The sequence below is a fragment of the Burkholderia sp. BCC0506 genome (assembly GCF_902833145.1).
Lineage (GTDB): Bacteria > Pseudomonadota > Gammaproteobacteria > Burkholderiales > Burkholderiaceae > Burkholderia.
Genome location: NZ_CADFEN010000005.1, coordinates 481,761 through 507,009 on the forward strand (window position 1 = coordinate 481,761; position 25,249 = coordinate 507,009).

A 25,249-nucleotide genomic window follows, 5' to 3' on the forward strand; every position below is an offset into this window, starting at 1 on the left:
AGGGAGGAAAGCCGCAACGGGGCCCGCCCCCGCTCGCCGCTTTCGCGTCAGATTTGCCGCTTTCGCGTGATTGCCTGCCATCCCTTTACCGACGTTGCCGATGACCGCTGCCCACGAGCCTTCTTCCCCGCCGTCCCTCGACGCTTCCCCCGGCCGCCCCGCGGCGCGCCTGATCCTTGCGCTGCTGCGCGAAAGCCGCGTGTCGCTCACGCTGGCGCTCGCCGCGTGCGTGCTGAACGGCGTCGCGAGCGTGCTGCTCGTCGCGACGCTGAACCGCGCGCTGTCGCAGCCCGGCGCCGCCGACGCGGCGCTCGCGTGGCGCTTCGCGCTGTGCGCGGTGATCGCGCTCGTCACGCGGATCGTGTCGGGCACGCTGTTCGCCCGCCTGTCGCAGGACACGATGGCGCGGCTGCGCGTGCATCTGGCGCGGCGCGTCGGCGCGGCCGAGCTGCGCGACATCGAGCGGATCGGTGCCGCGCCCGTGCAGTCGGTGTTGACCGACGACGCGACCAACGTGTCGATGCTGTTCTTCGCGCTGCCGAACCTGGTCATGCACGGCTCGATCGTGTTCGGCTGCCTCGGCTATCTGGCATGGCTGTCGTGGCCCGTGTGCCTGCTGGCGCTGGCCGCGATCGTCGCCGGCTCGCTCGGCTATCACACCGGCGACCGCCGCGCGATCGCGTCGCTCGAAGCCGCCGGCCACGCGCAGGACCGCCTGTTCGGCTATCTCGGCTCGCTGTTCTCCGGCGCGAAGGAGCTCAAGCTGCACGATGCACGCGCCCGCCAGTTCGTCGACGGCCAGCTCGGCGCCGCGATCGGCGAAGTGCGCGACCACCGCCGCCGCGCGTTCAGCGCGTATGCGGTCGGGGTCGGCTGGATCATCTTCCTGTTCTACGTGTTCCTCGGCGTTGCGTCGTTCTGGCCGCAGCTCGGCGTGCATGCCGACCCGGCCGCGGCCGCCGGCTACGTCGTCGTGTTCCTGTTCATGCTCGTGCCGCTCGACGGCCTGCTGAACAACCTGCCGACCGTCAACGCGGCGCGCGTGTCGCTCGGGCGGATCGAAGGCGTGATGGCCGAATTCGGCGCGCTGCGCACGGTGCCGCCCGCGGCCGATGCGCCCGACGTGCCGCCGGCCGGCGCCGTCACGCTGCGCGGCGTCACGCATGCGTATTTCCACGAACGCGACGAACGGATGTTCAGCATCGGGCCGATCGATTTGACGATCAAGCCGGGCGAACTCGTGTTCATCGTCGGCGGCAACGGCAGCGGCAAGACCACGCTCGCGAAGGTGCTGACGGGGTTGTACGAGCCCGAGCAAGGCACGATCGAGGTCGACGGCCGCCCGATCGGCTGGCGCGAGCGCGCGGCCTACCGGCAGCGCTTCAGCGCGGTGTTCAACGACTTCCACCTGTTCGATGCGCTGCTCGGCATCGTCGACCCCGACGATCCGTCCCGCGCGCAAGCCGATGCGCGAGCGAACGCGCTCGTCGCGAAACTCGCGCTCGACCACAAGGTGAAGGTGGTCGACGGCGCGTTCTCGACACGCGCACTGTCGACCGGGCAGCGCAAGCGGCTCGCGCTCGTCGTCGCGTACCTCGAAGATCGTCCGTTCTACCTGTTCGACGAATGGGCGGCCGACCAGGACCCGTCGTTCAAGGCCGTGTTCTACGAGCAACTGCTGCCCGAGCTGCGCGCGCGCGGCAAGGCCGTGATCGTGATCACGCACGACGACCGCTACTTCGATCTCGCCGATCGTCTGCTGAAGCTCGACAACGGGCGTATCGTCAGCGACACGCAACCGGCGCGCCAGCGTGCGCAGGACGGCGTCGATGCGCTGAGCGCGTAACACGACGACGGTCGATGAGAAAAATCGCCGGCACGCTGCATCGGCAGTGTGTCGGCGATCGTCGTTTCACCGGGGATTTTTCAAAGGCGGCCGACGTGCGGCGAACAGGAAAGACGGACGCGGCGCGTCGTCACGCGGGTTGCAACGCCCTGCCCGCCCGCGCGGCCATCCGCCGATCGACGCGCCGCGCTCACCGCGCGGCCGGCAGCTTCAGCATCGTATCGGTCATCACGTCGGCCAGCTTCAGCGCCGACATCGGGCCGCCGAACCCCCAGATGTTGCGCTCGATCAGCGCGATCCGGTGCGCCTTTAGCGCGGGTACGAAACGCCACACCGGCGAATCGAGTTTCGCCGACAGCGGCACGTCCATTCCCGACGCGGTCACGAACAGCACGGCGAGGTCACGCTGCCGCAGCAGATCGGCCGACGTCACGTACAGCGTGCCTTCCCGCGTCGGCTTCTTCGGCCACGGATCGAGCCCGAGCGCCCGTGCGAGCCCCGCCGACGTGCTGTTGCCCGTATAGGCCCAGTAACGGTCGGGCAAGCCGAGATCCTGCAGCAGCGCGACGCGCTCGCCGTGGCGGCCCGCGGCCGCGAGCCGCGCCGCATTGCGCGCGATGCCGGCGTCGAGTTGCGCTTCGACCGCCTGCGCGCGCGCGTCGCGCCCCGTCACCGCGCCGATCGTCCGGAAAATCTGCCGCATCCAGTCGAGCTGCGTGACCGGCACGCCGCCTTCGGACACGTTCGGGCTGAACTGGAACAGGATCGTCGGCGCGATCCGGTCGAGCGCGTCGAAGATCGGCGCGTGCCGGAAGCCGACGCCGATGATCAGGTCCGGCTTGACCGCCGCGATCGCCTCGAGCCCCGGCTCCTGCCGCGAGCCGATGTCGGTCACGTGCGCGAGCTGCTCGCTCCGGTAGCCGAGCCAGCCCGGGTAGAACGCCGTATCGGCCATCCCGACCGGTACGATGTCGAGCGCGATCACGCTTTCCGCGAACATGAAGTCGAGCGCGACCACGCGCTGCGGCCGCACCGGCATCGTCGCGCTGGCCTGCGACACGACGGGGTTGCCGGCCGGCGACACGGCGGCCGGTGTGCCACGTGCGTCGGCGGCGACGCAAGCCGCGGCGGCCGATACGGAGAACCCGCCACAGCACGCGGCACCGAGCGCCGCCGCGAGCGTGCCGAGCGCATGCCGGCGGCCGGCATGCGTCACCGGATCGCGTCCTGCTCGGCCAGCGCCGCGTCGTCCATCGTCAGTAGCAGGGGGCAGCTTCCACACAGTTGCGTTTCTCCAGGAATTTCGTAGCGCAGGCAGCACACGCGACGCGCACGGAACGGCGTGGGCAGCAGCGGCGAGCGCGGCACCGCATCGCGTACGGGCTGGCGCAGCGGATTGGATTCGCCGCGAAAGCAGGTCGAACCGAACAGCCAGTGCGCATCGCGAACGGCGTCCGCCGCGCACGGCAGCGAACGATACGTATCGAGCAGATAGTCGAGCAGGTTGCCCGCGTTGCTCCACAGCACGCGCGGCGTGACGCGGCCCATCGCCGCGAGCAGGTCGATCACCGCGCCGAGATGCGCGATCAGCCCGCCATAGCGCGGTGCGGGATCGTCGCACGGCGCGCCGAGCGCATCCGCCGCGAAATACAGTGCGGCCGGCATTCCGTCGTCGAGCGCGACGAACGTGCGCTCGGGCGTCATGTCGAGCGGCCGGCCGAGCGTGAGCGCGGCGACGACGCCGGCCGGCGCCGCGCGGCCGAAATAGTATTTGCTCCATTGCGACATCAGCGCGCGCGCATGCTGCGCCGGATCGCCGCCGTAATGGTCGACCATCGCGCCGAGCACCGCGTCGCGGTGCGCGGGCAACGCGCTGACCGGCACGACGATGCGGCCCGACACGTGTGCATCGTCGGGCATGCCGAGCCAGACGACGTCGAGGTGTTCGGCGAACGGTTGCGGCGCGAACGCCGAAAAGCGCGTGGCGCGCGCGCCGTCGAGCGCCGGCGTCATCGCCCCGCGCGCCGGGCGCGGCGCCCCTCGAGAATCAGCAGGCCGAGCAGGTACGGCGCGCCGATCAGCGCGGTCAGCACGCCGGCCGGCACTTCGCGCGGCGCGACGACCGTGCGCGCCGCGAGATCCGCGGCCCCGAGGATCAACGCACCGCACGCCGCCGCGAGCCACAGCCGCGTGCGATGCCGGCGCGCGCCGAGCATCGTCGCGACGTGCGGCGCCATCAGCCCGATGAAACCGACCGGCCCGACCGCCGCGACGGCCGCGCATGCGGCGAGCGTCGCGATCGTCAGCGCGAGCGGCCGCAGCGCGGCCACCGGCAGGCCGAGCGCGGCCGCCTGGTCGTCGCCGAGCGCGAGCATGTCGAGCGGCTTCGCGAGCCACGCGAACACCGGCACCGCGAGCACGCACCACGGCAGCAGCATCGACACCTCGCCCCAGCTGCGGCCATACGTGCCGCCGACGAGCCACACGACGAAGCGCGCGGGCTGCACGCTTTCCTGCGTGATCAGCCATTGCGCGAGCGTGGTCCACAATGCGCCGATCACGATGCCGGTCAGCGCGACCGCGAGCGGCGCGTAGCGATGCCGGTGATTCAGTGCGAGCGTGATCGCGAGCGACAGCGCGCCGCCGATCAGCGCGGCGGCGGCCTGCGTCACATGGCCCATCAGCGGCCACGTCGACAATGCGAACAGCGTGACGAGCCCCGCGCCCTGCGTGACGCCGAGCACTTCGGGACCCGCGAGCGGATTGCGCACGACGCTTTGCATCGCGACGCCGCTGACGGCGAGCAGCGCGCCGGCGAGCAGCGCGCACAGCAGGCGCGGCAGGCGCAGGTCGATCAGCATGCGCGCGAGCGCATCGTGACCGGACAGCGCGGCCGACCAGCGCGCGGGCGACAGCCACTCGGGGCCGGCCGACACGCCGACGAAGATCGCCAGCGCGCCCGCCGCGACGAACAGCGCGGTGCGCAGCGGCCAGCCGAGCCGTTCGAGCCAGCCGACGAGCCGCGTCGCGCCGCCGCCCGCCGCGCGTTCGGCATCCGCATGCAGCACGCCCGACCACGCGGCGCCGCGCCGGATCATCGCGAGCATCAGCGGCGTGCCGACCAGCGCGATCGCGACGCCGGTCGACAGCGTCGCGTCGAGGCCCGACGCGAGCACCGCGCTGTCGGTGACGAGCACGAGCGCACCGCCCGCGAGCGCCGACAGCGGCACCAGCACGCCGAGCCGGGCCGCGCGTGCGCCGCGCACCTGGCGCAGCAGGTTCGGTGCGACGAGGCCGACGTACGACAGCGGGCCCGCGATGCTGACGGCCACGCTCGTGAACGCGACCGCGACGATCGTCGCCGCGAGCCGCGTCGCATCGACGCGCACGCCGGCCGCGGCCGCCGCGTCGTCGCCGAGCGTGAGCGGATTCAGCGGCCGGATCACGAACGGCAGCGCGACGAGCGGCACGACGAGCCAGCGCGCGGCAAGCGCGAGGCCCGTCGCGCCCGGCTGGTACAGGCTGCCGTTGGTCCACAGCGCGGCGCCCGCGATGTTCTGCTCGAAGAACGCGAGCACGAGCGTCGACAGCGCGGCGAACAGCAGCATGCAGACACTGCCCGCGAGCACGAGCCGCAACGGCGTCGCGCGCCAGCCGCCCGCCGCGACGATCGCGCACGCGGCCGCGGCGAGCCCGCACACGAACAGCAGCGGCACCGACGCGACGCCCGCCAGCGCCGGCACCAGCATCGCCGCGAGCAGGCCGAGCTGGGCGCCGCCCGTCACGCCGAGCAGGTCGGGCGACGCGAGCGGATTGCGCGTGAGCGACTGGAACAGCGCGCCGGCGATGCCGAGGCAGCCGCCCGCGACGAGCGCGGCCGCGACGCGCGGCAGCTCGAGGTCGAACAGGAACACGTGCGCGAGCGACGCGGCATCGCTGCCGGGCGCCGCGTCCCACCACACGCGCAGGTCGGGAGCAATCCGCAGCGCCGCGAGGAGCGCGATCAGCGCGACGAGGCCGAACGCGATCGCGCCCGAACGCCCGTTGGCCGCGCCCTTGCCCGTTGCTGCAAGGCGCTTGCGCATCGCGAACGTCGTCATACGGCGAGGTCCCGGTCGAACACGCCGGCCGCCTGCGGCGCGGCGCCGGTCGACGGCCCGTAGGCCGGCACGCACATCGGCGCGCCCGTCTGCGGATGCGCGAGCTTCAGCATCTCGACGCCGAACGCCGCGCGCAGCCGCGCCGGATCGAGCATCGCGTCGGGCGTGCCCTGCGCGACGACGCGGCCCGCGCGCATCAGCACGATCTCGTCGCTGTACGCGGCCGCCTGGTTCAGGTCGTGCAGCACCCACACGATCGTCAGCCCGCGCGTGCGGTTCAGCGCACGCAGCGCATCGAGGATGTCGAGCTGGTGATGAATGTCGAGATAAGTCGTCGGTTCGTCGAGCAGCACGATCGGCGCTTGCTGCGCGAGCGCCATCGCGATCCACGCGCGCTGGCGTTCGCCGCCCGACAGCGCGCCGACGTCGCGCTCCGCGTCGCCGGCGAGGCCGCTGGTCTCGAGCGCCTCGTCGATTGCCGCATGATCGACCCGCGACAGGCCGCGCAGGAAACCGCCGTACGCATAGCGCCCGTACGCGACGAGCTCGCGCACCGTGAGGCCCGACGGGATCTGGTTGAACTGCGCGAGCATCGTCAGCTCGCGCGCGAGCGCGCGACGGCGGAACGACGCGAGCGGCTTGCCGTTCACGTCGACATGGCCGGCTCGCGCGGGCTGCAGACCCGCCAGCGTGCGCAGCAGCGTGCTCTTGCCGCAGCCGTTCGGTCCGCACAGCGCGGTCACGCGGCCGGCCGCGATCGACAGGTCCAGCCCGTCGATCACGACATGGTCGCGATAGCCCACCGACAGCCCGCGCGCGGCAAGCGCGGCGGTACGACGCGTCATCAATCCTCCGTTCGGTCGCGCGGGACCGTGTAACTCTGCGCCATCGCGACGACGACCTTGCGCGGCCCCTCGAACGGGTCGCGCGCATGCGCGGTCAGCATGTTGTCGAGCATCAGCACGTCGCCGGTGCGCCACGGGAACACGATGCGCTGCTGGTCGAGCACGCCGCGGATTTCCGCGAGCGCGTCGGCTTCCAGCGGCTCGCCGTCGCCGTAATACACGTTGCGCGGCACGTTCTCGAGCCCGACCGCGTCGACGAGCGCGTCCTGCATGTCGTCGTCGAGCGCCGACAGGTGAAACAGGTTCGCCTGGTTGAACCACACGCGCTCGCCCGTGCGCGGATGACGCGCGACGGCCTGGCAGCGTTCGCGCGTGCGCAGCAGCAGCTCGCCGTCGTCGTCGGTGCGCCACGCGCATTCGATGCCGCGCGCCGCGCACATCCGCTCGACCTCGGCCGGCTCGTCGGTGCCGAACGACTGCTGCCACGGCAGGTCGAGCCCCTGCCCGAAATTGCGCACGTACAGCAGCTCGCGCTGCTCGAAACGCGCGACGAGCGCGGGATCGAGCGCGCGGTACACGGCGCGGCTGTCCGCGATCGGCGTCGCGCCGCCCTGCGGCGCGGCAAGCGCGCAGTGGAACCAGATCCGCAGCGGCCATTCGCGCGTGTACGACTGCTCGTTGTGCAGCGGAATCGCGCGGTGCGGCGGGTATTCGGTCGACGTGTAGACCGCGCCTTCGACCTGGCTGCGCGGCGTCGACGCGTATTCATAGCCGATCAGCGGATCGCCGAACGATGCCGCGAATTGCTGGAACGCATCGATCGACGGCACGTGAAAGCCCGTGAACAGCACGCCGCCCGCCCGTTCGAGCGTGTCGGCCGCGATCTCGCGCGCAAGCGGCGCGACGTCGTCGATCGACATCCCGTCGCCGCCGCGCGGCGACACGACGGTGGGCAGCCCCGGCTCGATACGCAGGTCGTCGAGCGTCGGCAACGAAAGCAGGGTCATGCAACGTCCTCTTCAGGTGGCGCGCCGCACACGCGGCGCAACGGGTCACGACGCGCGCGTCGCGCGCTCGCCGTCCATCGCGCGGCGCAGGCTCGCGGGGCGCATGTCGGTCCAGACGGTCTCGATGTGCGCGAGGCAGTCCGCCTTCGGGCCGCTCACGCCCACTTCGCGCCAGCCGGCCGGCACGGGCCGGAACGTCGGCCAGATCGAATACTGTTCTTCGTCGTTGATGACGACCGTATAGACGAGATCGTCGATGTCGGCGGAAGGCGTCGGGGCTTGCGTCATGATCGGAAAATCGCTGGGCGGTTGAAGGAGGCGAAGCGGCGGATTCGGCCGCTCCTGTCTGATAGACGGTTGGCCGGCGTGTTTTTTTACCGCCGCCGCGCGCGGCCGCCCAGGAACACCGGGCAGGCGACGCCGCGATGGCATGCGTCGAGGCATTCCGCGCAGTGGCGCTCCGCGTCGCGCACCATGAAATGCACGAGCGTCTGCGACACGTTCAGCGCGCGCGCCGCGCTCTGCAGCGTCTCCTCGCGCAGCCGCACCATCTCGAATGCCGCGCGGCTGCGCGCCGGCAGGTCGTCGAGCGCGGCCCACACGCGCCGCAGCGTATCGCGCGTCATCAGCGCGGCTTCCGGCGTCGGCTCGGGCGACGGCACGTCGAAGCCATCATCCTCTTCCGTGTGATAGACGTTTTCGAGACTTTGCCGACGGCAGGCATCGATCGACGCATTGCGCACCATCCGCGTCACGTACGCGACCGGCTGGCGCACCGCGTCCTGGTTCGGGAATTCGACGAGCTTCACGAACACGTCGTGCACGACGTCTTCCGCGCGGCTCGCGCAACCGACGAAGCCGCGCGCGACGTTGACGAGCATCGCGCGGTGGGCGATCAGCACGTCGAGCAATGCACCCTGCGCACGGGGCTCGGACGCCCGGCGCGCACGCGGCGCGGCGCGCGGCGGCAGGTCCGGATAACTGCCGAGAAACGGGTTTGCCGCTGTCGCCGCCGGTCGGTCGAGCACTTCCGCCATGGCCATCGATCTGCTCCGTCAAATTCCGAGATAGCGCAATTTAACGTAAACGCAAATCATTCTCAATCCGATTACGAGATGACCCTTCCGGTTGTCTGGATTTGTCTGAACAATCGCCGGAATCGTCGCCGGTGCGGACCGGTACACGTCTGCGCCGCACGGGCTCCCTTCATTTCTCCGACGCATGCTTTCACATTCATGACGAATGCCTGCACGTGTCATCGGCGGTAGCAACTTCTTACCGCGTGAAATTTTGAGGGCTCGTGCGATCGACATGCCGTTCCCAACGGAGAACGACATGACGTCCATCGTGTTATCCGCCGTCATGGTGGGCGCGCGGTCGAGCGTGATGCTCACCGGCTGCGTCGCCTACCCTGGCCCGGCCGAAGTCACGATCGGCTGGCATGGCGATCGTGACTGGGACGGAAATCGCTACTGGGAGCGCCGCGACTGGGAAGTCCGGCATGCCGGCCCGCGTGACGATCGCCGGGACGACTACCGGGACGACCGCCGCGACGAACGACGGCCGCAGTGGTGATGCCGCTGCGCTCACGTCATCCATCACTCAACGACAGGACCTCGACATGAAGATGCTACTGACAACCCTCACCGCCGCCGCCGTGGCCGCTGCCGTGCTCGTGCCGGCCATCGCCGAAGCGCATCCGCACCGCGTGTGTCACTTCGAGCATCACCATCACCGGGTGTGTCACTGGGTGCGGTAAACGAAACGAGGCGCCGCAAACCGGCGCCTCGTTTCATCGCTTCACCTGCACGCGACCATGCTCGCTAGCGCATGGCCGGCAACAACAGCCGGCACGACGCGAGCCGTGCCGGGATGACGGGCATGCGGCAGACGCTTCGCCGCATCGCCGCCTTCTCCTGCGTCGGTACACCAATGAAAATCCCGTGCGGGCAGCATGTTGCGCGGCGCACGCCGCTCATGCCGCACCGCGCTCAGTACAGGAAAATCCGGATCGTCGCCGACGCGTTGAACGGCCCGATCTTCGGCGGTCCGAACGACTTCAGCACCGCGTCGAGCATCACGCTCTGATTGGCGACGTTGGCCGGAAACTGCGTGAGCGTGAACTGCTTGTTGAATTCCATCGGCTTGCCCTGGCTGTCTTCCAGGCCGATGCCGAAGTTGCTGTTGCTTTCAGGCACCAGCAAGCCGTTCTGCACGGTGCCCTTCGTCGCTTCGAAGTAACCGTCGACGCGCACCGGAATGCTGCATTTCTTCGTCAGCGACAGCGAGAACCGCTTGCGCGGCACGGCCGGCAGGAAGCCGTTGCCGGACGTCTGCACCTGCCCGAAATTCACGATGCCCGTCTCGGGCGTGACCAGCACGTCGACCGTGCACGGCGTCGGCTTGAGCTTTTGCAGCCCGCTCAGGAAGTAGCGGAAACTCCCGCTGCTGTTCAGCCCGCGTTCGCCGTCGAACTGGAACACCGCGTAGACGTCCGACGGCGGCGTCACCCACGTTCCGCGCTTGCGCACGACAATCTGATACGTGATGCTGATCGGTACCTTGGGGCACCCCCTTGCGCGACCTCCCGATCGCTCATATGGCACACGCCCACGGAGCTGCCCGTATCGATGCGATCGCCCTGCAGGCTGCCGCGCCCGTAATGGTCTTCGCCACCGTAGCGAATGCCGATTTCGAGCCCCCATGCAGCCGGATTCTGCATCGCCGGATTCGCGTAGAAGTAAACCTGCTCGGGGAAGTTCTGCAGCCTGGGGACGTCCTTGTAGCAATAGCCGGTCGTCGTGCGCGGAGGCGAGACCCAGATCACATAGCCGTCCGGCGCGTCGGTCGGATACGACGCGACGTTGCCGATCGATTCGGTCAGCGACATGCCGCTGCCGTTCGCGACACATTTCAACGCCCATGCCGGCTGCGCAAGCGCGACGAACAGCGCGAGCACGCACCACCGGAGCCACCCCGGCATCCGCGCCGCCGCCCCGCTTCGCATGCCCGCGCTCATTTCTTCACGCTCTTGCACGCGCCCGCGTCGCACGCATACTCGACCGCGACCTGGCCGCCGTAGTCGTCGATATGCGTGACGAACAACGTCGCGCCCACCGCGCCCTTGAACGGCACGTCCGCGGTGCTCATCGGGCTCACCATCACCGGATCGGGCAGCACCGGCGTCTTCTGTGCGCCCGCCGCCACGTCGACCACCGTCACATGGAACGGCGTCGGGTTGTCGAACACGAGCTTGTGCGCGGCGGCGTCGACGCGCAGCGTCATCGGCAGCGTCGGATCCTCGTCGCGCGACGGCTGCACGCCCTTCGGCCGGTAGAACAGCTTCATCTGCGTGTGCAGCGCGATCTGCAGCGCGTTCGGCGTGTCCGTCTTCGGCGGCACCTCGCGGATGTTCAGGTAGAACACCGTCTCGCGATCGGCCGGCAGCGCGGTGCCCGGCAGCTTCGCGATCCGCAGCACGTTGCGCTCGTTCGCCTCGACGCGCTGCAGCGGCGGCACGACCATCAGCGGCGACGTGATCTTGTTGCCCTTCGCGTCCTCGAGCCACGACTGCACGAGGTACGGATAGGTCGCGCTCTTGTTCGTGATCGTCACGATCGCCGCCTGTTCGCCTTCATTGAAGATCACGCGCGTGCGATCGGGCACGATCGACGCGTGCGCGGCGCCCGCCAGCAGCGTGCCGAAGGTCGCGAGCGCGCAGACCGCGCGCCGCGGGAAAAGAGGAGTAAACAGTTTCATCGCAAGGTCCGTTGATTCATCGTTCGGTCCGGCGCGGTCGCCGCATGCGACGCGCCGGGCGGCTGGCACGTCACCGGAATCGGCGTGCCTTCGAGTTGGAGCTGGTCCGGCAGCACGTCGAGCGTGCACAGCGTGCGTTCGCCCGCGCGCACCACCAGCGACGATTTCGGCTGGACCTGGGTCAGGTACGCGGCGCCGTCCTCGCCGACGATGCCGAGCTCCTTGCCGTTCGCCGCGTCCTGCACCGACGCGCCGAACGGCAGCGCCCGGCCCCCCGTATCCGACAGCGTCAGGTACAGGTTGCGGCCGTGCGCGGCGGAGAACTTGACGAAGCCGATCGCGCCGTCGGTCAGCACCAGCCGCTGGATCGGGTTCGACACCTGGGTTTCGAGCGGCAGCTTCTCGACGTTGACCGCCGCGTCGTACACGTTGTACGGCGAGATGCTGTCGAGCACCGCGTAGCCGCGCGCATTGGTGCGCGACAGCGAGCCGGACAGCGGCACGTCCGGCACGCCGTCGGTCGACACCAGCAGGCGCGCGTCGCCCGCGTTGCCGTTCGCGTGCGCGGCGAGTCCGTATTGCGTCGCGACCAGCGAGCCGTCGACTTCGAGCGACGCGGCCGCGTACGAATTCGCGACCGTCGACGCCTGCGCGGTGAGCTGGTACGACGACGCGCGCTGGCGGAAGCTCGCGTTCGCCGACGCGCGGCCCGCGGTCGAGCCGGCGGAAACCTGGTAGGTGCGGCCGGCCGGATCGTCGTAGATGTAGCCGGCGCTCGCGCTCGTGCTGCCGCCGCCGGTCGTCACGCTCGACGTGGCGGTCTGGCGGTCTCCGATCGGCAGCGTCGCCGTCACCGAGAACTGGTTGCCGCTGCCGCCCGCGCCGAGCGTGCGGAACGCGGACAGGCTGACGTTGACACGGCGCAGCGCGCCGAGCGAGAACGCGCGCGTGAGCGTGAGGCCGATGCGCTGGTCGGACGGCCGCGCCCAGTAGGTCGTCTGGTCGTACGAGAAATAGGTCGAGGTTTCGCCGAAGCGCTTCGACAGCGTCGCCGAATAGCGCTGCTTGCTGTTCGCGAGGCCATACGCGCTCGGGTCGCCCGAGAACTGCGAGAAGTTCGTGTAGTCGCGCTCGGAGAAGCGGTAGCCGAAGAAGCGCACGTCCGCGTCGAGCGAATCGAAGTGCTTCGAATAGTTGAAACGGTACGAGTTGCCGTTGCGCGTCGTGCCGTTCCACCACAGCCGCGCGCTCGCATGCGTGACGTCGGCGGACACCGCGCCGAACCGGCCGAGGTCGCGCCCGACGCCGAACGCGATCGACGTATAGCCGGACGCGGCGATGAAGCCGCCGTACACGGTCACGTCGAACGGCAAACCGTACGCCGCCTCGGCGAAGCCGAAGAACGGCGTGATGCCGGCGCCGCCGAACAGGCGCGGCTTGCCGACCGCCGCCTTGTAGCGCAGTTGCCCCTGGCGCGCGAGGAACGGCACCGACGCGGTCGTCACCTGGAAGCGCTGCACCGAGCCGTCCTCTTCGTCGACCGCGACGTCGAGCGTGCCCTGCACGCTCGTGTTGATGTTCTGCAGCGCGAATGCGCCCGGCGACACGCGCGTCACGTACAGCACGCGGCCTTGCTGCGATACCGTCACGGTCGCGTTGGTGCGCGCGACGCCCGAGATCAGCGGCGCATAGCCGCGCATCGACGGCGGCAGCATGCGGTCGTCGCTGCGGATCGTCGCGCCCGTCAGCGCGAACGTGTCGAAGATGTCCGAGGTCAGGTAGTCGTCGCCGAACGACACCGTCGATTCGATCGACGGCAGCGCGCGAAACGCGTAGAGCCGGCTGAAGCGGAACGTGCGGTCCGCGTAGACCGTGTTGCCGGCGTTCGATTGCGCCTGATAGTCGCCGCGAAAGCGCCATGCGCCCCAGTTCGCGCCGATCGTCCCGTAGGCCTGCACGGCATTCGTCTGGCCGCCCGCCGAGCCGAAGTTGCGGTTGGTGTTCGCGATCACGCGGTAGTCGAGCAGCACGCCCGGGATGCCGTCGGTCCAGCGCTCCGGCGGCAGGTAGTACGCGTCCGTGTATTCGAGCGCCGCCTGCGGAATCGAGATCTTCAGGCGTCCGTCGCCCTTCAGGTAGCGCACGGTCACGCCTTCGATCGCGGCGAGATCGACGCAGCGGCCGCCCTGGAAGCGCGGCAGGTCCTTCGCGAGCGACGGCTTCAGGCCGAACTGCGCGACGAGTTCCGGAGGCAGGCAAGGCCGCCCCGCGCCCGACGCGTCCCCGGCGACGAACTCGATCGTCTGCAGGCCGAGGAACGCGTCGTTGACCTGCACTTCGAGCAGATACTCGCCCGGCAGCGTGAAATCGGCCTGCGAGAACTGCGACAGGTCGACGTTGCTCGCACCGTCGATGTTCAGGAACGAAGCATTGAATTCCGTCGCATGGCTCTGGCTGCCGACGGCCAGCACGGAGGCGCAGAGGATGGAATGTCTGATTCGCACGAGAGGCTACCGGGGTTCCTGGACAGGGCGGGAAACAGAAAAGACACGAGGAAGGGGCACGCCCCCTTCCCCGCGAGGCGGATGCTTACTGGTAGCGGACCGTGAAGTTCGCGACGCCGTCGGCGGTGCCCGGCGTCACGCCGGCTGCCGTCGCTTCGTACATCGCCGCGAAGCGCGCGACGTTCGTGCCGTTCTGCAGCACGACCGGCGCCTTCTGCTCGGCGCCGTTGTCGAGGTATTCGCCCGACGAGGCTTGCAGGCGGATGCCGACGTTGGTCGCCGAGCCGACGGTCGCGATCAGCTTCGGCTGCGTCGCGTTCGACGAGCCCGTGAACGTGAAGAACGCGTTCTTCGCGATGCTGGTGTCGCAGTCGGTCAGCTTGATGTCGAAGTTGGTCGGCGTGGACTTGTCGCCGGCCTGCTTGAACACGTTCGTCGGCACGAAGCCGAGACGCACGGTCTGGTCGACCGAACCCGCATCGATGCCGCATGCGCCCGCGACGATCTCGCCCGTGAAGTTGATCGTGCCGGTGCCCGCCGCGAACGCCGAGGTGGACAGGGCCGCGAGTGCGACAGCGGTCAGGATGGATTTTTTCATGACGTTTCCCGTAAGGAATGCAAGTGGAATAGACGACGTGGCGGACACAAACGGCAGCGCATGGCGGCTCCCGTCCGACACGAGGCGGCATTATCGAGATAACCGTGAAAGATTTTTGTAAATCATTGTCAAATGGTTCTGACAATGTTCGATTCAGCCCTCTAAAGCCTCACCCCTTCCCTTCGATTTTCAATCTTGCGATTTTTTGTCCGCAGTCCTTTTTTATTTTTCGGAACCAATTGAAGATTAAGGGAATTTCTTTCCGATAATCGTCACGACCCCGCCTCCCCTTCCCCACGTTGACTTGCGCTTTACTCCCCACTCAAAAGACAAAATATTGTCCAATGCCGCCACCGTTGCTCGATTGCAACGCGAATATCCAATCATTTTCAACCGACATGAAATAAAGACCACATTCAATCAATATGGATTTATCGCGCAAACGATTGCGAAATGCAGACAAACGTTTTGCTGCGACATTTTGCCGCCACCATTCATTCCAATATGTTGATTAATTCGATCGTCAATTACAAATCGGGAATCGCATGCATGCGCGGCCGCCGGAATGCGGCTGACATGCCGGACTAAGCGAGCGCAAAAAAGAGGAAGCGGCGCGGCATACGTTTGCGCCGCCGGATCGGAAAGTGAGGAGAAGATGTGCGCGGGACAGCGAAGGGAAGCGCCGATGACGATCGGCGGTACGACGGGCAGCATGGCCTGTCGAAGTAGCGGCCGCACGATCGTACGGCCGCCCGTCATGCCACCCGACACGCCGCGGTGTCGGGCGACGAATCGCACGTCACGCGGAAGCCGCGGCCTGCGTCGATGCCGGCGCCCAGCCGCCGCCGAGCGCACGGTACAGCGCGATCGCATTCTCGAGTCTGAGCTGCCTGAGCCGGATCAGCGCCTGCCCGGACTCGTACGTGCTGCGCTGCGCATCGAGCAGTTCGAGATAGGTCGCGACACCGCCCGCATAGCGACGCTCGGCGAGCTTCAGGCGCGCGCCGTCCGCCGCATACACGTCCTGCTGCGCGGCAAGTTGCCGGTCGATCCAGTCGCGCGCGGCGAACGCATCGGCCACTTCGCGAAACGCGGTCTGCACCGCCTTCTCGTATTCGGCCACCGCGATGTCCTTGCGCGCGTGCGCGACGTCGAGATTCGCGCGATTGCGGCCGCCCGCGAAGATCGGCAGCGTGATGCGCGGCGCGAACGTCCACACGCTCGTACCGGCCCTGAACAGGCTCGAGAACGCATCGCTCACCGAGCCGTAGTCGGTCGTCAACGCGATGCGCGGGAAGAACGCCGCGCGCGCCGCGCCGATGTTCGCGTTCGCGGCCTTCAGCCGTGCCTCCGCCTGCCGAATGTCCGGCCGCCGTTCGAGCAAGTCGCTCGGCGCGCCTGGCGCCACGGGCGCGATCGACAGCGTGTCGAGCGCGGTCGCGTCGTCGGGCACGGTGCGCGCGAAATCGCCCGCCAGCAACTGCAGCGCCCGTACGGCCTGCGCATGCTCGCGCTGCAGCGCGGCGTGCGACGCGCGCGCGGACGCCACCAGCATCTCGGCCGAGCGCAGTTCGATCGCGTCGCTCGTGCCGGCGGCATAGCGGCGTTGCGTGAGCGCGGCCATCCGCTCGCGCGCCTCGAGCGTACGCTGCGCCAGCGCACGCTGCTCGCGCAGCGCCCGCTCCGATACGTACGCGCCGGCCACTTCGGCGATCACGCCGATGCGCACCGTGCGCTGCGCGTCGGCCGTCGCGAAATACTCGGCAAGCGCCGCGTCGGACAGATTGCGCACGCGGCCGAACAGGTCCAGCTCGTACGCGCTGACGCCGACGCCCGCGCGATACAGCCCGCTGATCGCGCTTTCCCGCACGACCGGGTCGTACTGGCGCGCGCGCTCGTAGCCGAGATTCGCCTCGACCGACGGCATCAGGTCCGCGCGCTGCACGCCGTACAGCGCGCGCGCTTCCTCGAGCCGGCCGGCGGCGATCCGCAGGTCGCGGTTGTTCGCGAGCGCCGCATCGATCCACGCCCGCAGCGCCGGATCGGTGAAATACGCATGCCAGTCGTCGAGCAGCGCCGCATCCTGCGCGGCGGCCGGTTCGGCCGCCGGCATCGTGCCGCCGTCGACCGGCGCATAGGTCGCCGGCACCGGCGCGGCCGGGCGCTCGTAGCGCGGCGCGAGCGAACACCCGGCGAGCGCGAGCGCGGCGGCCAGCGCGAGCTGAACCCGCAGCGCGGCGCGTGCATTCAGCGCAAACATCATGGTTGCGAACCCTCCATCGTCGCCGGCTGCGCCCCGCCGCGCCGGCGCGGGCCGACGTCGAACAGGCGGCCGACGATCACGAAAAACAGTGGAACGAGAAATACCGCGAGCACGGTCGCCGTGATCACGCCGCCGAGCACGCCGGTGCCGATCGCCCTCTGCGCGCCGGACGCCGCGCCCGACGCGAACGCGAGCGGCAGCACGCCGACGCCGAACGCGAGCGACGTCATCACGATCGGCCGCAGCCGCAGGCGCGCGGCCTCGAGCGCCGCGTCGACGAGCGACATGCGCTGCGCGACCAGATCCTTCGCGACCTCGACGATCAGGATCGCGTTCTTCGCGGACAGCCCGATCGTCGCGATCAGTCCCACCTTGAAATAGATGTCGTTCGGCATCGCCCGCAGCGTCACGCCGAGCACCGCGCCGATCACGCCGAGCGGGACGACCAGCATCACCGCGAACGGAATCGACCAGCTCTCGTAGAGCGCGGCGAGCGCGAGGAACACGACGAGCACCGACAGCGCGAACAGCATCGGCGCCTGCGCGCCCGACAGCCGCTCCTCGAACGACTGCCCCGACCACGCATGGCCGATGCCGGCCGGCAGCTTCGCGGCGATCCGCTCGATCGCGCTCATCGCCTCGCCGCTGCTGTGGCCTGCCGCGGCCGAGCCGTTGATCGTGAACGACGGATAGCCGTTGTAGCGCGTGAGCTGCGGCGGCCCGAGCGTCCAGTGCAGCGTCGCGAACGCCGCGAGCGGCACCATCTCGCCGCGCGCGTTGCGCACGCGCAGCTTCTTCACGTCGTCCGGATCGAGCCGGTGCCGCCCGTCGGCCTGCACCATCACGCGCCGCACCTGCGTGCCGTGCATGAAATCGCCGATATAGTCGGAACCGAACATCACCGCGAGCGTCGTGTTGATCTCGTCCATCGACACGCCGAGCGCGGACGCCTTCGCGCGATCGATGTCGAGCTTGAGCTGCGGCGCGTCCTGCGTGCCCGCGAACATCAGGTCGGTGAGCGCGCGGTCCTTGCCGCCCGCCGCGAGCAGTTGCTCGCGCGCGGCGCTGAACGTCGCGTAGTCGAGCCCGCCGCGGTTCTGCAGCCGGAAGTCGAAGCCGCTCGACGAGCCGAGATCCGGCAGCGCCGGCGAGTTCATCGCGAACACCGTCGTGTTCGGCGTGCCCGCGAAGCGTTCGTTGATGCGCGCGACGATCGCCTGCACGTGGTCGCGCGCGGCCTTGCGTTCCTTCCAGTTCTTCAGCGTGACGAAGATCATCCCGCCGTTCGGCCCTTCGCCGTACAGGTTGAAGCCGCCGAGTGCATACGTATAGGCGGTCGGCTCGTCGCGGCGGATGGCCGACTCGACCGCGCGCACGCTCTGCATCGTTTCCGCGAGCGGCGTGCCTTGCGGGCGGATCACCATCACCATGAAGTTGCCCTGGTCCTCGTCCGGCAGGAACGCGGTCGGCAATTGCGTGAGCATCAGCGCGGCCGCGGCGGTCAGCGCGCCGTATACGACAAGCCAGCGCACCGGTTTCTTCAGCATCGCGCCGACCCGTGTCGCATAGCGCTGCGTCGCGCGCGCGACGAAGCGGTTGAACCCGCCGAAGAAGCCGCGCTTCTCGTGATGGTCGCCGGACACCGGCTTGAGCAGCGTCGCGCACAGCGCGGGCGTCAGCGACAGCGCGAGGAACGCCGAGAAGCCGATCGACACCGCGAGCGACAGCGCGAACTGCCGGTAGATGTTGCCCACCGCGCCGCCGAAGAACGCCATCGGCACGAACACCGACGTCAGCACCACGGTGATCCCGACGATCGCGCCGCTGATCTGCTTCATCGCCTTGACCGTCGCGTCGTACGGCCCCAGCCCCTCCTCGACCATCAGCCGCTCGACGTTCTCGACGACGACGATCGCATCGTCGACGAGGATGCCGATCGCGAGCACCATCCCGAACATCGTCAGCACGTTGATCGAGAAGCCGGCCGCGTACATCACGCCGAACGTGCCCGCGAGCGCGACCGGCACGACGAGTGTCGGAATCAGCGTCGCGCGCAGGTTCTGCATGAACAGGAACATCACGAGGAACACCAGCACGCCGGCCTCGATCAGCGTCGTGACGACCTTGTTCATCGACACGCGCACGAACGACGACGTCTCGTACGGGATCTGGTATTTCACGCCCGGCGGGAAGTACGCGGACAGCTCGTCCATCGTCGCGCGCACGCGCTTCTCGGTCGCCACCGCGTTCGAGCCCGGCGCGAGCTTGATGCCCATCCCGGTCGCGACCTTGCCGTTCACGTACGACGGATAGTTGTAGTCGTTGCCGCCGAATTCGATGCGCGCGACGTCACGCAGGAACAGCGCGGCGCCGTCGGGCCGCGCGCGCAGCGCGATCGCGCCGAAATCGGCCGGCGTCTTCAGCGGTGCGTCCGCGAACACGGTCGCGGCGATCGGCGCGCTGTCCGGCACCGCGCTGCGGCCGATGTCGCCGATCGTCACGCGCGCGTTGTGCGCGCGCACGGCCGACGCGATGTCCGACGCGGTGAGGCCGTGCCCGGCCAGCTTCACCGGGTCGGGCCAGATCCGCATCGCATATTCCGCGCCCCAGAACTGCACCTTGCCGACACCCTCGACGCGGCGCAGCGCCTGCACGACGTTCGCCGACGCGTATTCGCCGAGCTGCACGTCGGTCATCCGGCCGTCGTCGGACGTCAGCGACACGACGAGCTGGATGTTGTCGGCGGCCTTCTCGACCTGGATGCCGTCGCGGCGCACGGGCTCGGGCAGGCGCGCATCGACCGTCTTCAGCCGGTTCTGCACTTCGACGGCCGCGAGGTCGGCATTCACGCCCTGCTTGAACGTCAGGTACAGCGACGCCGCCCCGGCGCTGCTCGTCGCGGACGTATACAGCAGCCCCGGCGCGCCGTTCATCTCGCGCTCGATCAGCGCGGTCACCGATTCCTCGACGACCTGCGCGGACGCGCCCGGGTACGTCGCATAGATGCTGACCACGGGCGGCGCGATGTCCGGGTACTGCGCCACGGGCAGCGCGCGGATCGCGAACAGGCCGCCCAGCATGATGAAGATGGCGATCACCCACGCGAAGACGGGGCGGTCGATGAAGAAACGTGCCATGTTGGTTTGAACCGGTCAGGTTTGACGGGCGGCCGCCTGCGAAGCGGCCGCTGCCGGCGCCGCCTTCGTCGGCGACGCCTTCTCGACGGGCTTGACGGTCGTACCGGGCGCGAACTGCGCGGCGTCGTCGACGATCACGCGCTCGCCGCCCGCGAGGCCGCGCGTGATGCGCCAGTCGTGGCCGCTCATCCGGTCGGCCGTGACTTCGACGTCCTTCACCTTGCCGTTCGCGCCGACCACGCGCACCGACGTGCGGTCGGCCGTGCGCAGCAGCGCGTCGCGCGGCACGAGGATCGCCCGCTGGTCGACCGCCGTGTCGAGCGCGATCCGCACATACGCGCCGGGCAGCAGCTCGCGCTCCGGATTCGGGAACAGCGCGCGCATCGCGACGGTGTCCGTCGTCGGATCGACCGCGAGATCGCTGAACAGCAGCTTCCCCTTCAACGGATACGCGGAGCCGTCGGCGCGCAGCAGCGTCACCGCGACGTCGTGCTGCGCGATGCCCGTCGCGCGCCCGCTCTTTACCGCGCGGCGCAGTGCGTCCACGTCGGCGGCCGGCTGCGAGAAGTTCACGTAGATCGGATCGAGCTGCTCGACGGTCGTGAGCGGTGTCGCCTGATCCTGGCCGACGAGCGCGCCCTCGGTCACGAGCGCGCGCCGTGCGCGTCCCGCGATCGGCGCGGTGACGGTCGCGTAATCGAGCTGCAGTTGCGCGCGCGCGAGTTCCGCCTTCGCGGACGCGACCTCGGCCTTCGCCTGCGTATCGGCCGCGACGGCCTCGGTATGGTCGCGCTCGCTCACCGCGCGATCGCGCACGAGATCGTCGTAACGGCGGCGCTTGTCGGTCGCCGCGAGCGCGGCGGCCTGCGCCTTCGCGAGCGCGCCCTGCGCGGCGTCGCGTGCGGCCTTCAGCGGCGCTGGGTCGATGCGGAACAGCACCGCGCCCTGCTTCACTTCCTGCCCTTCCTCGTACGTGCGCGCGGTGACGATGCCCGCGACCCGCGCGCGGACTTCCGCCTGCCGGTACGCGTCGAGCCGGCCCGGCAGCTCGACGGTCATCGGCACCGCCGTCGGGCGCACCGTCACGACGGTGGCCTGCTTCGCGGTCTGCGGCGCGGCATCCTCGTCGCTTTTTCCGCATCCGGCCACGGCCAGCAGGGCCGCGAGCGCGAACGGCGCCAGCCGCATGCGGCGCCACAGGGTGCGTTTGTTATTCATGTTCTGACCTCGGATCGTTCGCCACCGATACAATGCGGCGGCTCAGGGTGGCCGATTATAATCAGTCACGACTGATTAAATACATGCCGTTTCAATCCGGCTGACATACTGTCTCAATAAAACGACAGCGAACTGTAAGGAATTTCACGACATGGCCCGCAAGACCCGGGAAGAATCGCTCGCCATCAAGCACCGGATCCTCGATGCCGCCGAGCTCGTGCTGCTCGAACGAGGCGTCGCGCAAACCGCGATGGCGGACCTCGCCGAGGTTGCCGGGATGTCGCGGGGCGCCGTCTACGGCCACTACCGCAACAAGATGGAAGTGTGTCTGGCGATGTGCGACCGCGCGTTCGCGCGCACGTCGGAAGGCTTCGACGCGGGCGACGGCCTGCCGCCGTTCGCGACGCTGCGGCGCGCCGCGTCGCACTACCTGCGGGAATGCGGCGAGCCGGGCCCGATGCAGCGCGTGCTCGTGATCCTCTATACGAAGTGCGAGCAGAGCGAGGAAAACGGCGCGCTGCAGCGGCGCCGCATGCTGCTCGAGCTGCAGATGCTGCGGATCACGAAGGCGCTGCTGCGTCGCGCGATCGCGGCCGGCGAAATCGCCGCCGATCTCGACGTGCATCTGGCCGCCGTCTATCTCGTGTCGCTGCTCGAAGGCGTGTTCGCGTCGATGATCTGGACCAACCGGCTGCGCGGCAACCTGTGGAACGACGCCGAGGCGATGCTCGATGCCGGGTTCGACGCCGTCCGTACCTCCGCCGCGCTGCGCGGGCGCGCGCAAAAATTGCCGGGCTGACGGAAATCGTCGTAACAAATGCTGATTTAACCCGACTTACCGCACTGCGAAACGAATGAGCTGACCCTCTTTAAAATTTTTAACGTTTCGCGGAACATCGGTAGACTGACGCTGTCATCTTTCCTTAGCGTCTTCGTGATAACCGGGTTCGACCCGGGATGCACGCCGCCGTTCGAAGCGGGCCTGCCCCGCGCGTTGGGTCGAACGGAAACGACACAGGCCCCTCGCGGGGCCTGTTTTGTTGCACGCCCGCCGCCCGCCCCGTCGCCGTTCGACGATGTGCCGCCGGTGGCTCCCGCCCACACCCCTTTTGAACCGCTTTCCTGGATGTGGACACCTTGGTCAAGTCTGTCGCAACCCCTGATGCCGTCGCGCCCGGTCGCGCGCAGCGCGTCGTGCGCGCGCTCGTGCCGGCCGCCGTGCTCGGCGCCCTCGCCGCATTCGGCCTCGCCGCCGCGCTGCCGGCCGTGTCGCAATTGCCGGGCGCGGTCGACTCGGGCACGGCCGCGCTGCCGCAGCGCGTGCTGTCCGATACGCCGTTTCCCACCGCGCAGCACTTCGTGACGAGCGAGATCGCCCGCACGATCGGCGAACGTAACGAATACGTCGACCGCAACGACCGCAGCCTGCAGCCGGGCCTGTTCGCGCCGCTCAGCGCGCATCGCAACGACATGCTCGGCTACACGAGCCTGTTCCAGTTCGCCGCGCCCGACCACCGGCAAGGGATGCGCGCGGGCGACATCGAGCTCACGCTGTCCGATACGCTGAACCGTCTCGACGTGCCGCCCGAAATACGCATCCAGCTCGGCGATCTCGTGACCGGCAAGGTCGCGATGCGCGCGGGTGCGCAGCGCGGCGATTATTACCGCCTCGCGTTCGACACCCACGACGGCACGCCGCGCCTCACCGCGCTGGAGCTACGCGTCGCCGGCCGCACGTTCGGCGCGATCTGGTTCCGCGCGCCGGGCGCCGAGCACGGTGCGTACTATGCGCTCGACGGTTCGCCGCTCGAAGCCGCCGCGTTCACGATGCCGGTCAAGTGGACGCGCATCAGCTCGTTCTTCGGCGAGCGCATCCATCCGCTGTCGCAGGCGATGGCGTTCCATACGGGCGTCGATCTCGCCGCGCCGAGCGGCACGCCGGTCGATGCGGCGGCCGACGGCGTCGTGTCGTTCGTCGGCACCGATCCGGGCGGCTACGGCCGCTATGTGATCGTCGATCATGCGGACGGCTATTCGACCTACTACGCACATCTTTCCGCGTTCGCACACGGGCTCAAGGCCGGCGAAACGGTGAAGCAGGGCCAGCGCATCGGCTCGGTCGGGATGACGGGCGCGGCGACGGGCCCGCACCTGCATTTCGAGGTGCGAGTCGCGAACGATCCGGTCGACCCGCTCGTCACGCTCGCGAGCGCGCAGACGGCGCTGTCCGACATGCAGCTCACCGCGTTCCGCCAGGAAGCCGCGCAATGGCGCTTGCGCCTCGCGTCGATCAACACGACGCCATTTGCGTTCGCGCAGAACGACGGGCCGCTGTGGGGCGATTTCGCGACCGACACGTCGACGCTGCGCGCCGTGTTCAACACGCATTACTCGGCATCGTGACGCACGCGTCGCGTACGGCGACGCGACGTTACCGCGCGGGTTCCCTGTACTCGGTCGTCGCCTGCGCCGCGCGTTGCTCCCTCGGCCGCCACACCAGCAGCCAACGCGCCGCGCCGTCGAGCGACGTGCACAGCACCAGATAGATCATCGCGACGAACAGGAAGATCGGCGCCGGATACACCATCAGCCGGTTGTTCACCTGCGTCGCGACGAACGACAGCTCGGGCACGCCGACGATATACGCGAGCGACGTGTCCTTCACGAGCGCGACCCACTGGTTGACGAACGACGGTGTCATGATCCGGATCGCCTGCGGCAGCAGCACGTAGCGCACCGTCTGCCAGCGCGTGAGCCCGAGCGACAGCCCGGCCTGCCATTGCCCGTCGCCCGCGGCGACGATTCCCGCATGCACCGCATGCGCGAGATATGCGCCGCCGATCAGCGCCAGCGCGCACACGACCGTCGCGAGCCCCGGCACATCCACGTGCAGCAGCACGGGCATCAGGAAATACGTCCAGAAAATCAGCATCAGCACCGGAATCGCGCGGAAGAAGCCGATGAACGCGAGCAGCAGCACGCGTACCGGGCCGCGCGCAAGCGCCATCGCGACGCCGAACGTCACGCCGAGCACGGCCGATGCGATCGCGGATGCGAGCGCCAGCACCAGCGACAGCGCGGCGCCGCCGAGCGGGCCGTCCGGAAATGCGCCGACGAGCAGGTACGGCAGATTCGAGAGCAGCAGCGAAAGGTCCATCGTCAGCGCCCCGCTCCGATCCGGTCGCGCCATTGCGTGGCCGCGTACGCACCGGCCTCGATCGCGGCCACCGCCGCGACGTACAGCAGGGTCGCGACGCCGAACGCGGCGAACGTCTTGAACGTCTCGGTCTCGACCTGCCGCGACGCATACGACAGCTCGGCCACGCCGATCGCCATCGCGAGCGACGAGTTCTTCACGAGATTCATGTATTGGCCGAACAGCGGCGGCAGCGCGATGCGCACGGCCTGCGGCAGCACCACGTAGCGCAACGATTGCATCGGCGTGAGGCCGAGCGCGGCGGCCGCATCGTGTTGCGCACGCCGTACGCCGCGCAGGCCGGCCTCGCATTCCTCGGCGACGAACGCGGCCGTATAGGCGCTCAACCCGACCCACCCTGCCACGAATTCGAACGACGGCCACGCGAGCGCGAACGGGCCCACGCTCACCGCATGGCGCGCATTGAGCCACGTGATCCACGTATCGGGCAGCAACGACGCGACGCCGAAATACCAGAACAGCAACTGCACGAGCAGCGGCGTGTTGCGCAACGCGACGACGTATGCGGTGGCGGCCGTGCGCAGCGCCCTGCCGCGCGCATGCCGCATCACGGCGAGCAGCAGCCCGCCGACGGTCGCGGCGACGGCCGACGCGGCCGCGAGACCGAGTGTCAGCAGGAAGCCCTGCCAGAGCCAGGACAGATATTTGGGCGCCAACCCGAGCATGCTGGGGAGCGCGCACGACGCGCGCGATCGGATGAAAACGAAAAGCGCCGCGCGGCCAATGTTCCGGCCAGTCGCGGCGCGCGTGCGGAA

At 69.1% G+C, this 25,249-nt stretch carries 21 protein-coding genes and 1 pseudogene; 5 read left to right on the forward strand and 17 right to left on the reverse strand.

Going from position 1 to position 25,249, the window contains the following annotated elements; genetic code table 11:
* The first annotated feature begins 100 nt into the window (after window positions 1–100).
* Window positions 101–1,846, forward strand: coding sequence for a cyclic peptide export ABC transporter (locus HWX62_RS14610; RefSeq protein WP_175929215.1), 1,746 nt, complete (start codon window positions 101–103; stop codon window positions 1,844–1,846).
* Window positions 1,847–2,036: 190 nt separating this feature from the next.
* On the opposite strand, the gene HWX62_RS14615 is transcribed toward HWX62_RS14610, so the two are convergent.
* The 7 genes from HWX62_RS14615 to HWX62_RS14645 form a co-directional block, all read right to left on the reverse strand.
* A complete protein-coding gene (locus tag HWX62_RS14615) occupies window positions 2,037–3,062 on the reverse strand; it encodes an iron-siderophore ABC transporter substrate-binding protein (protein WP_175929216.1) in 1,026 nt (341 codons plus the stop codon).
* Window positions 3,059–3,859, reverse strand: a complete 801-nt coding sequence (gene fhuF, locus HWX62_RS14620) for a siderophore-iron reductase FhuF (RefSeq protein WP_175929217.1) — start codon at window positions 3,857–3,859, stop codon at window positions 3,059–3,061. The genes HWX62_RS14615 and fhuF overlap by 4 nt, the downstream gene beginning before the upstream one ends.
* Window positions 3,856–5,946: a Fe(3+)-hydroxamate ABC transporter permease FhuB gene (gene fhuB / locus HWX62_RS14625; RefSeq protein WP_175929218.1), complete on the reverse strand. Its 2,091-nt coding sequence runs from the start codon at window positions 5,944–5,946 to the stop codon at window positions 3,856–3,858. Before fhuB ends, fhuF begins: the two co-directional genes overlap by 4 nt.
* Window positions 5,943–6,791 carry an ABC transporter ATP-binding protein gene (locus tag HWX62_RS14630; protein WP_175929219.1) on the reverse strand — a complete coding sequence of 283 codons (849 nt, stop codon included), beginning with the start codon at window positions 6,789–6,791 and terminating at the stop codon, window positions 5,943–5,945. Before HWX62_RS14630 ends, fhuB begins: the two co-directional genes overlap by 4 nt.
* Window positions 6,791–7,798 carry a TauD/TfdA family dioxygenase gene (locus HWX62_RS14635; RefSeq protein WP_175929220.1) on the reverse strand — a complete coding sequence of 336 codons (1,008 nt, stop codon included), beginning with the start codon at window positions 7,796–7,798 and terminating at the stop codon, window positions 6,791–6,793. The genes HWX62_RS14630 and HWX62_RS14635 overlap by 1 nt, the downstream gene beginning before the upstream one ends.
* A gap of 45 nt (window positions 7,799–7,843) precedes the next feature.
* Complete coding sequence (locus HWX62_RS14640; RefSeq protein WP_175929221.1) at window positions 7,844–8,086, reverse strand: MbtH family NRPS accessory protein; 243 nt, start codon at window positions 8,084–8,086, stop codon at window positions 7,844–7,846.
* A gap of 86 nt (window positions 8,087–8,172) precedes the next feature.
* Window positions 8,173–8,841 carry an RNA polymerase factor sigma-70 gene (locus tag HWX62_RS14645; RefSeq protein WP_175929222.1) on the reverse strand — a complete coding sequence of 223 codons (669 nt, stop codon included), beginning with the start codon at window positions 8,839–8,841 and terminating at the stop codon, window positions 8,173–8,175.
* 292 nt (window positions 8,842–9,133) lie between these two features.
* On the opposite strand from HWX62_RS14645, the gene HWX62_RS14650 reads away from it, so the two are divergent.
* Together HWX62_RS14650 and HWX62_RS14655 are read left to right on the forward strand one after the other, a co-directional pair.
* The gene (locus HWX62_RS14650; RefSeq protein ID WP_175929223.1) at window positions 9,134–9,373 is read left to right on the forward strand and encodes a hypothetical protein; all 240 of its coding nucleotides are present in this window, start codon (window positions 9,134–9,136) and stop codon (window positions 9,371–9,373) included.
* A 46-nt stretch (window positions 9,374–9,419) separates the two neighbouring features.
* Entirely contained in the window at window positions 9,420–9,557 is a 138-nt protein-coding gene (locus HWX62_RS14655) for an HHHH-motif protein (RefSeq protein ID WP_175929224.1), read from the forward strand.
* Window positions 9,558–9,789: 232 nt separating this feature from the next.
* Here the strand turns inward: HWX62_RS14655 and HWX62_RS14660 are convergent.
* The 8 genes and pseudogenes from HWX62_RS14660 to HWX62_RS14695 all read right to left on the reverse strand — a co-directional run bounded on the left by HWX62_RS14660 (window position 9,790) and on the right by HWX62_RS14695 (window position 21,277).
* Window positions 9,790–10,805: pseudogene (locus HWX62_RS14660) on the reverse strand (fimbrial protein).
* 8 nt (window positions 10,806–10,813) lie between these two features.
* Entirely contained in the window at window positions 10,814–11,557 is a 744-nt protein-coding gene (locus HWX62_RS14665) for a molecular chaperone (protein ID WP_175929226.1), read from the reverse strand.
* Window positions 11,554–14,028 (reverse strand): fimbria/pilus outer membrane usher protein, encoded by a 2,475-nt coding sequence (locus HWX62_RS14670; protein ID WP_175929292.1) that lies wholly within the window; start codon window positions 14,026–14,028, stop codon window positions 11,554–11,556. Before HWX62_RS14670 ends, HWX62_RS14665 begins: the two co-directional genes overlap by 4 nt.
* A gap of 118 nt (window positions 14,029–14,146) precedes the next feature.
* Window positions 14,147–14,659 carry a fimbrial protein gene (locus tag HWX62_RS14675; protein WP_175929227.1) on the reverse strand — a complete coding sequence of 171 codons (513 nt, stop codon included), beginning with the start codon at window positions 14,657–14,659 and terminating at the stop codon, window positions 14,147–14,149.
* 420 nt (window positions 14,660–15,079) lie between these two features.
* Entirely contained in the window at window positions 15,080–15,373 is a 294-nt protein-coding gene (locus HWX62_RS14680) for a hypothetical protein (protein ID WP_175929228.1), read from the reverse strand.
* A gap of 85 nt (window positions 15,374–15,458) precedes the next feature.
* Window positions 15,459–16,919, reverse strand: coding sequence for an efflux transporter outer membrane subunit (locus tag HWX62_RS14685; protein WP_175929293.1), 1,461 nt, complete (start codon window positions 16,917–16,919; stop codon window positions 15,459–15,461).
* Complete coding sequence (locus tag HWX62_RS14690) at window positions 16,919–20,059, reverse strand: multidrug efflux RND transporter permease subunit (RefSeq protein ID WP_175929229.1); 3,141 nt, start codon at window positions 20,057–20,059, stop codon at window positions 16,919–16,921. Before HWX62_RS14690 ends, HWX62_RS14685 begins: the two co-directional genes overlap by 1 nt.
* Window positions 20,060–20,074: 15 nt before the next feature.
* Window positions 20,075–21,277, reverse strand: a complete 1,203-nt coding sequence (locus HWX62_RS14695) for a MexX/AxyX family multidrug efflux RND transporter periplasmic adaptor subunit (protein WP_175929230.1) — start codon at window positions 21,275–21,277, stop codon at window positions 20,075–20,077.
* Window positions 21,278–21,428: 151 nt separating this feature from the next.
* On the opposite strand from HWX62_RS14695, the gene HWX62_RS14700 reads away from it, so the two are divergent.
* Window positions 21,429–22,076, forward strand: coding sequence for a TetR family transcriptional regulator (locus HWX62_RS14700; RefSeq protein WP_175985161.1), 648 nt, complete (start codon window positions 21,429–21,431; stop codon window positions 22,074–22,076).
* Between the two features lie 338 nt (window positions 22,077–22,414).
* On the forward strand, window positions 22,415–23,680 hold the full coding sequence (locus tag HWX62_RS14705; RefSeq protein ID WP_175985163.1) for a M23 family metallopeptidase: 1,266 nt from the start codon (window positions 22,415–22,417) through the stop codon (window positions 23,678–23,680).
* Between the two features lie 28 nt (window positions 23,681–23,708).
* On the opposite strand, the gene HWX62_RS14710 is transcribed toward HWX62_RS14705, so the two are convergent.
* Window positions 23,709–24,434 carry an amino acid ABC transporter permease gene (locus HWX62_RS14710; protein ID WP_175929233.1) on the reverse strand — a complete coding sequence of 242 codons (726 nt, stop codon included), beginning with the start codon at window positions 24,432–24,434 and terminating at the stop codon, window positions 23,709–23,711.
* 2 nt (window positions 24,435–24,436) lie between these two features.
* A complete protein-coding gene (locus HWX62_RS14715) occupies window positions 24,437–25,159 on the reverse strand; it encodes an amino acid ABC transporter permease (RefSeq protein ID WP_175929234.1) in 723 nt (240 codons plus the stop codon).
* Window positions 25,160–25,249: the final 90 nt, after the last annotated feature.

Excerpts from the sequence above, each read along its gene's own strand:
- HWX62_RS14610 (WP_175929215.1), top strand. The coding sequence starts at position 101 with ATGACCGCTGCCCACGAGCCTTCTTCCCCGCCGTCCCTCGACGCTTCC.
- fhuF (WP_175929217.1), bottom strand. The coding sequence starts at position 3,859 with ATGACGCCGGCGCTCGACGGCGCGCGCGCCACGCGCTTTTCGGCGTTC.
- fhuB (WP_175929218.1), bottom strand. The coding sequence starts at position 5,946 with ATGACGACGTTCGCGATGCGCAAGCGCCTTGCAGCAACGGGCAAGGGC.
- HWX62_RS14630 (WP_175929219.1), bottom strand. The coding sequence starts at position 6,791 with ATGACGCGTCGTACCGCCGCGCTTGCCGCGCGCGGGCTGTCGGTGGGC.
- HWX62_RS14635 (WP_175929220.1), bottom strand. The coding sequence starts at position 7,798 with ATGACCCTGCTTTCGTTGCCGACGCTCGACGACCTGCGTATCGAGCCG.
- HWX62_RS14640 (WP_175929221.1), bottom strand. The coding sequence starts at position 8,086 with ATGACGCAAGCCCCGACGCCTTCCGCCGACATCGACGATCTCGTCTAT.
- HWX62_RS14645 (WP_175929222.1), bottom strand. The coding sequence starts at position 8,841 with ATGGCCATGGCGGAAGTGCTCGACCGACCGGCGGCGACAGCGGCAAAC.
- HWX62_RS14650 (WP_175929223.1), top strand. The coding sequence starts at position 9,134 with ATGACGTCCATCGTGTTATCCGCCGTCATGGTGGGCGCGCGGTCGAGC.
- HWX62_RS14655 (WP_175929224.1), top strand. The coding sequence starts at position 9,420 with ATGAAGATGCTACTGACAACCCTCACCGCCGCCGCCGTGGCCGCTGCC.
- HWX62_RS14665 (WP_175929226.1), bottom strand. The coding sequence starts at position 11,557 with ATGAAACTGTTTACTCCTCTTTTCCCGCGGCGCGCGGTCTGCGCGCTC.
- HWX62_RS14675 (WP_175929227.1), bottom strand. The coding sequence starts at position 14,659 with ATGAAAAAATCCATCCTGACCGCTGTCGCACTCGCGGCCCTGTCCACC.
- HWX62_RS14680 (WP_175929228.1), bottom strand. The coding sequence starts at position 15,373 with ATGCTGCCCGTCGTACCGCCGATCGTCATCGGCGCTTCCCTTCGCTGT.
- HWX62_RS14685 (WP_175929293.1), bottom strand. The coding sequence starts at position 16,919 with ATGTTTGCGCTGAATGCACGCGCCGCGCTGCGGGTTCAGCTCGCGCTG.
- HWX62_RS14690 (WP_175929229.1), bottom strand. The coding sequence starts at position 20,059 with ATGGCACGTTTCTTCATCGACCGCCCCGTCTTCGCGTGGGTGATCGCC.
- HWX62_RS14695 (WP_175929230.1), bottom strand. The coding sequence starts at position 21,277 with ATGAATAACAAACGCACCCTGTGGCGCCGCATGCGGCTGGCGCCGTTC.
- HWX62_RS14700 (WP_175985161.1), top strand. The coding sequence starts at position 21,429 with ATGGCCCGCAAGACCCGGGAAGAATCGCTCGCCATCAAGCACCGGATC.
- HWX62_RS14710 (WP_175929233.1), bottom strand. The coding sequence starts at position 24,434 with ATGGACCTTTCGCTGCTGCTCTCGAATCTGCCGTACCTGCTCGTCGGC.
- HWX62_RS14715 (WP_175929234.1), bottom strand. The coding sequence starts at position 25,159 with ATGCTCGGGTTGGCGCCCAAATATCTGTCCTGGCTCTGGCAGGGCTTC.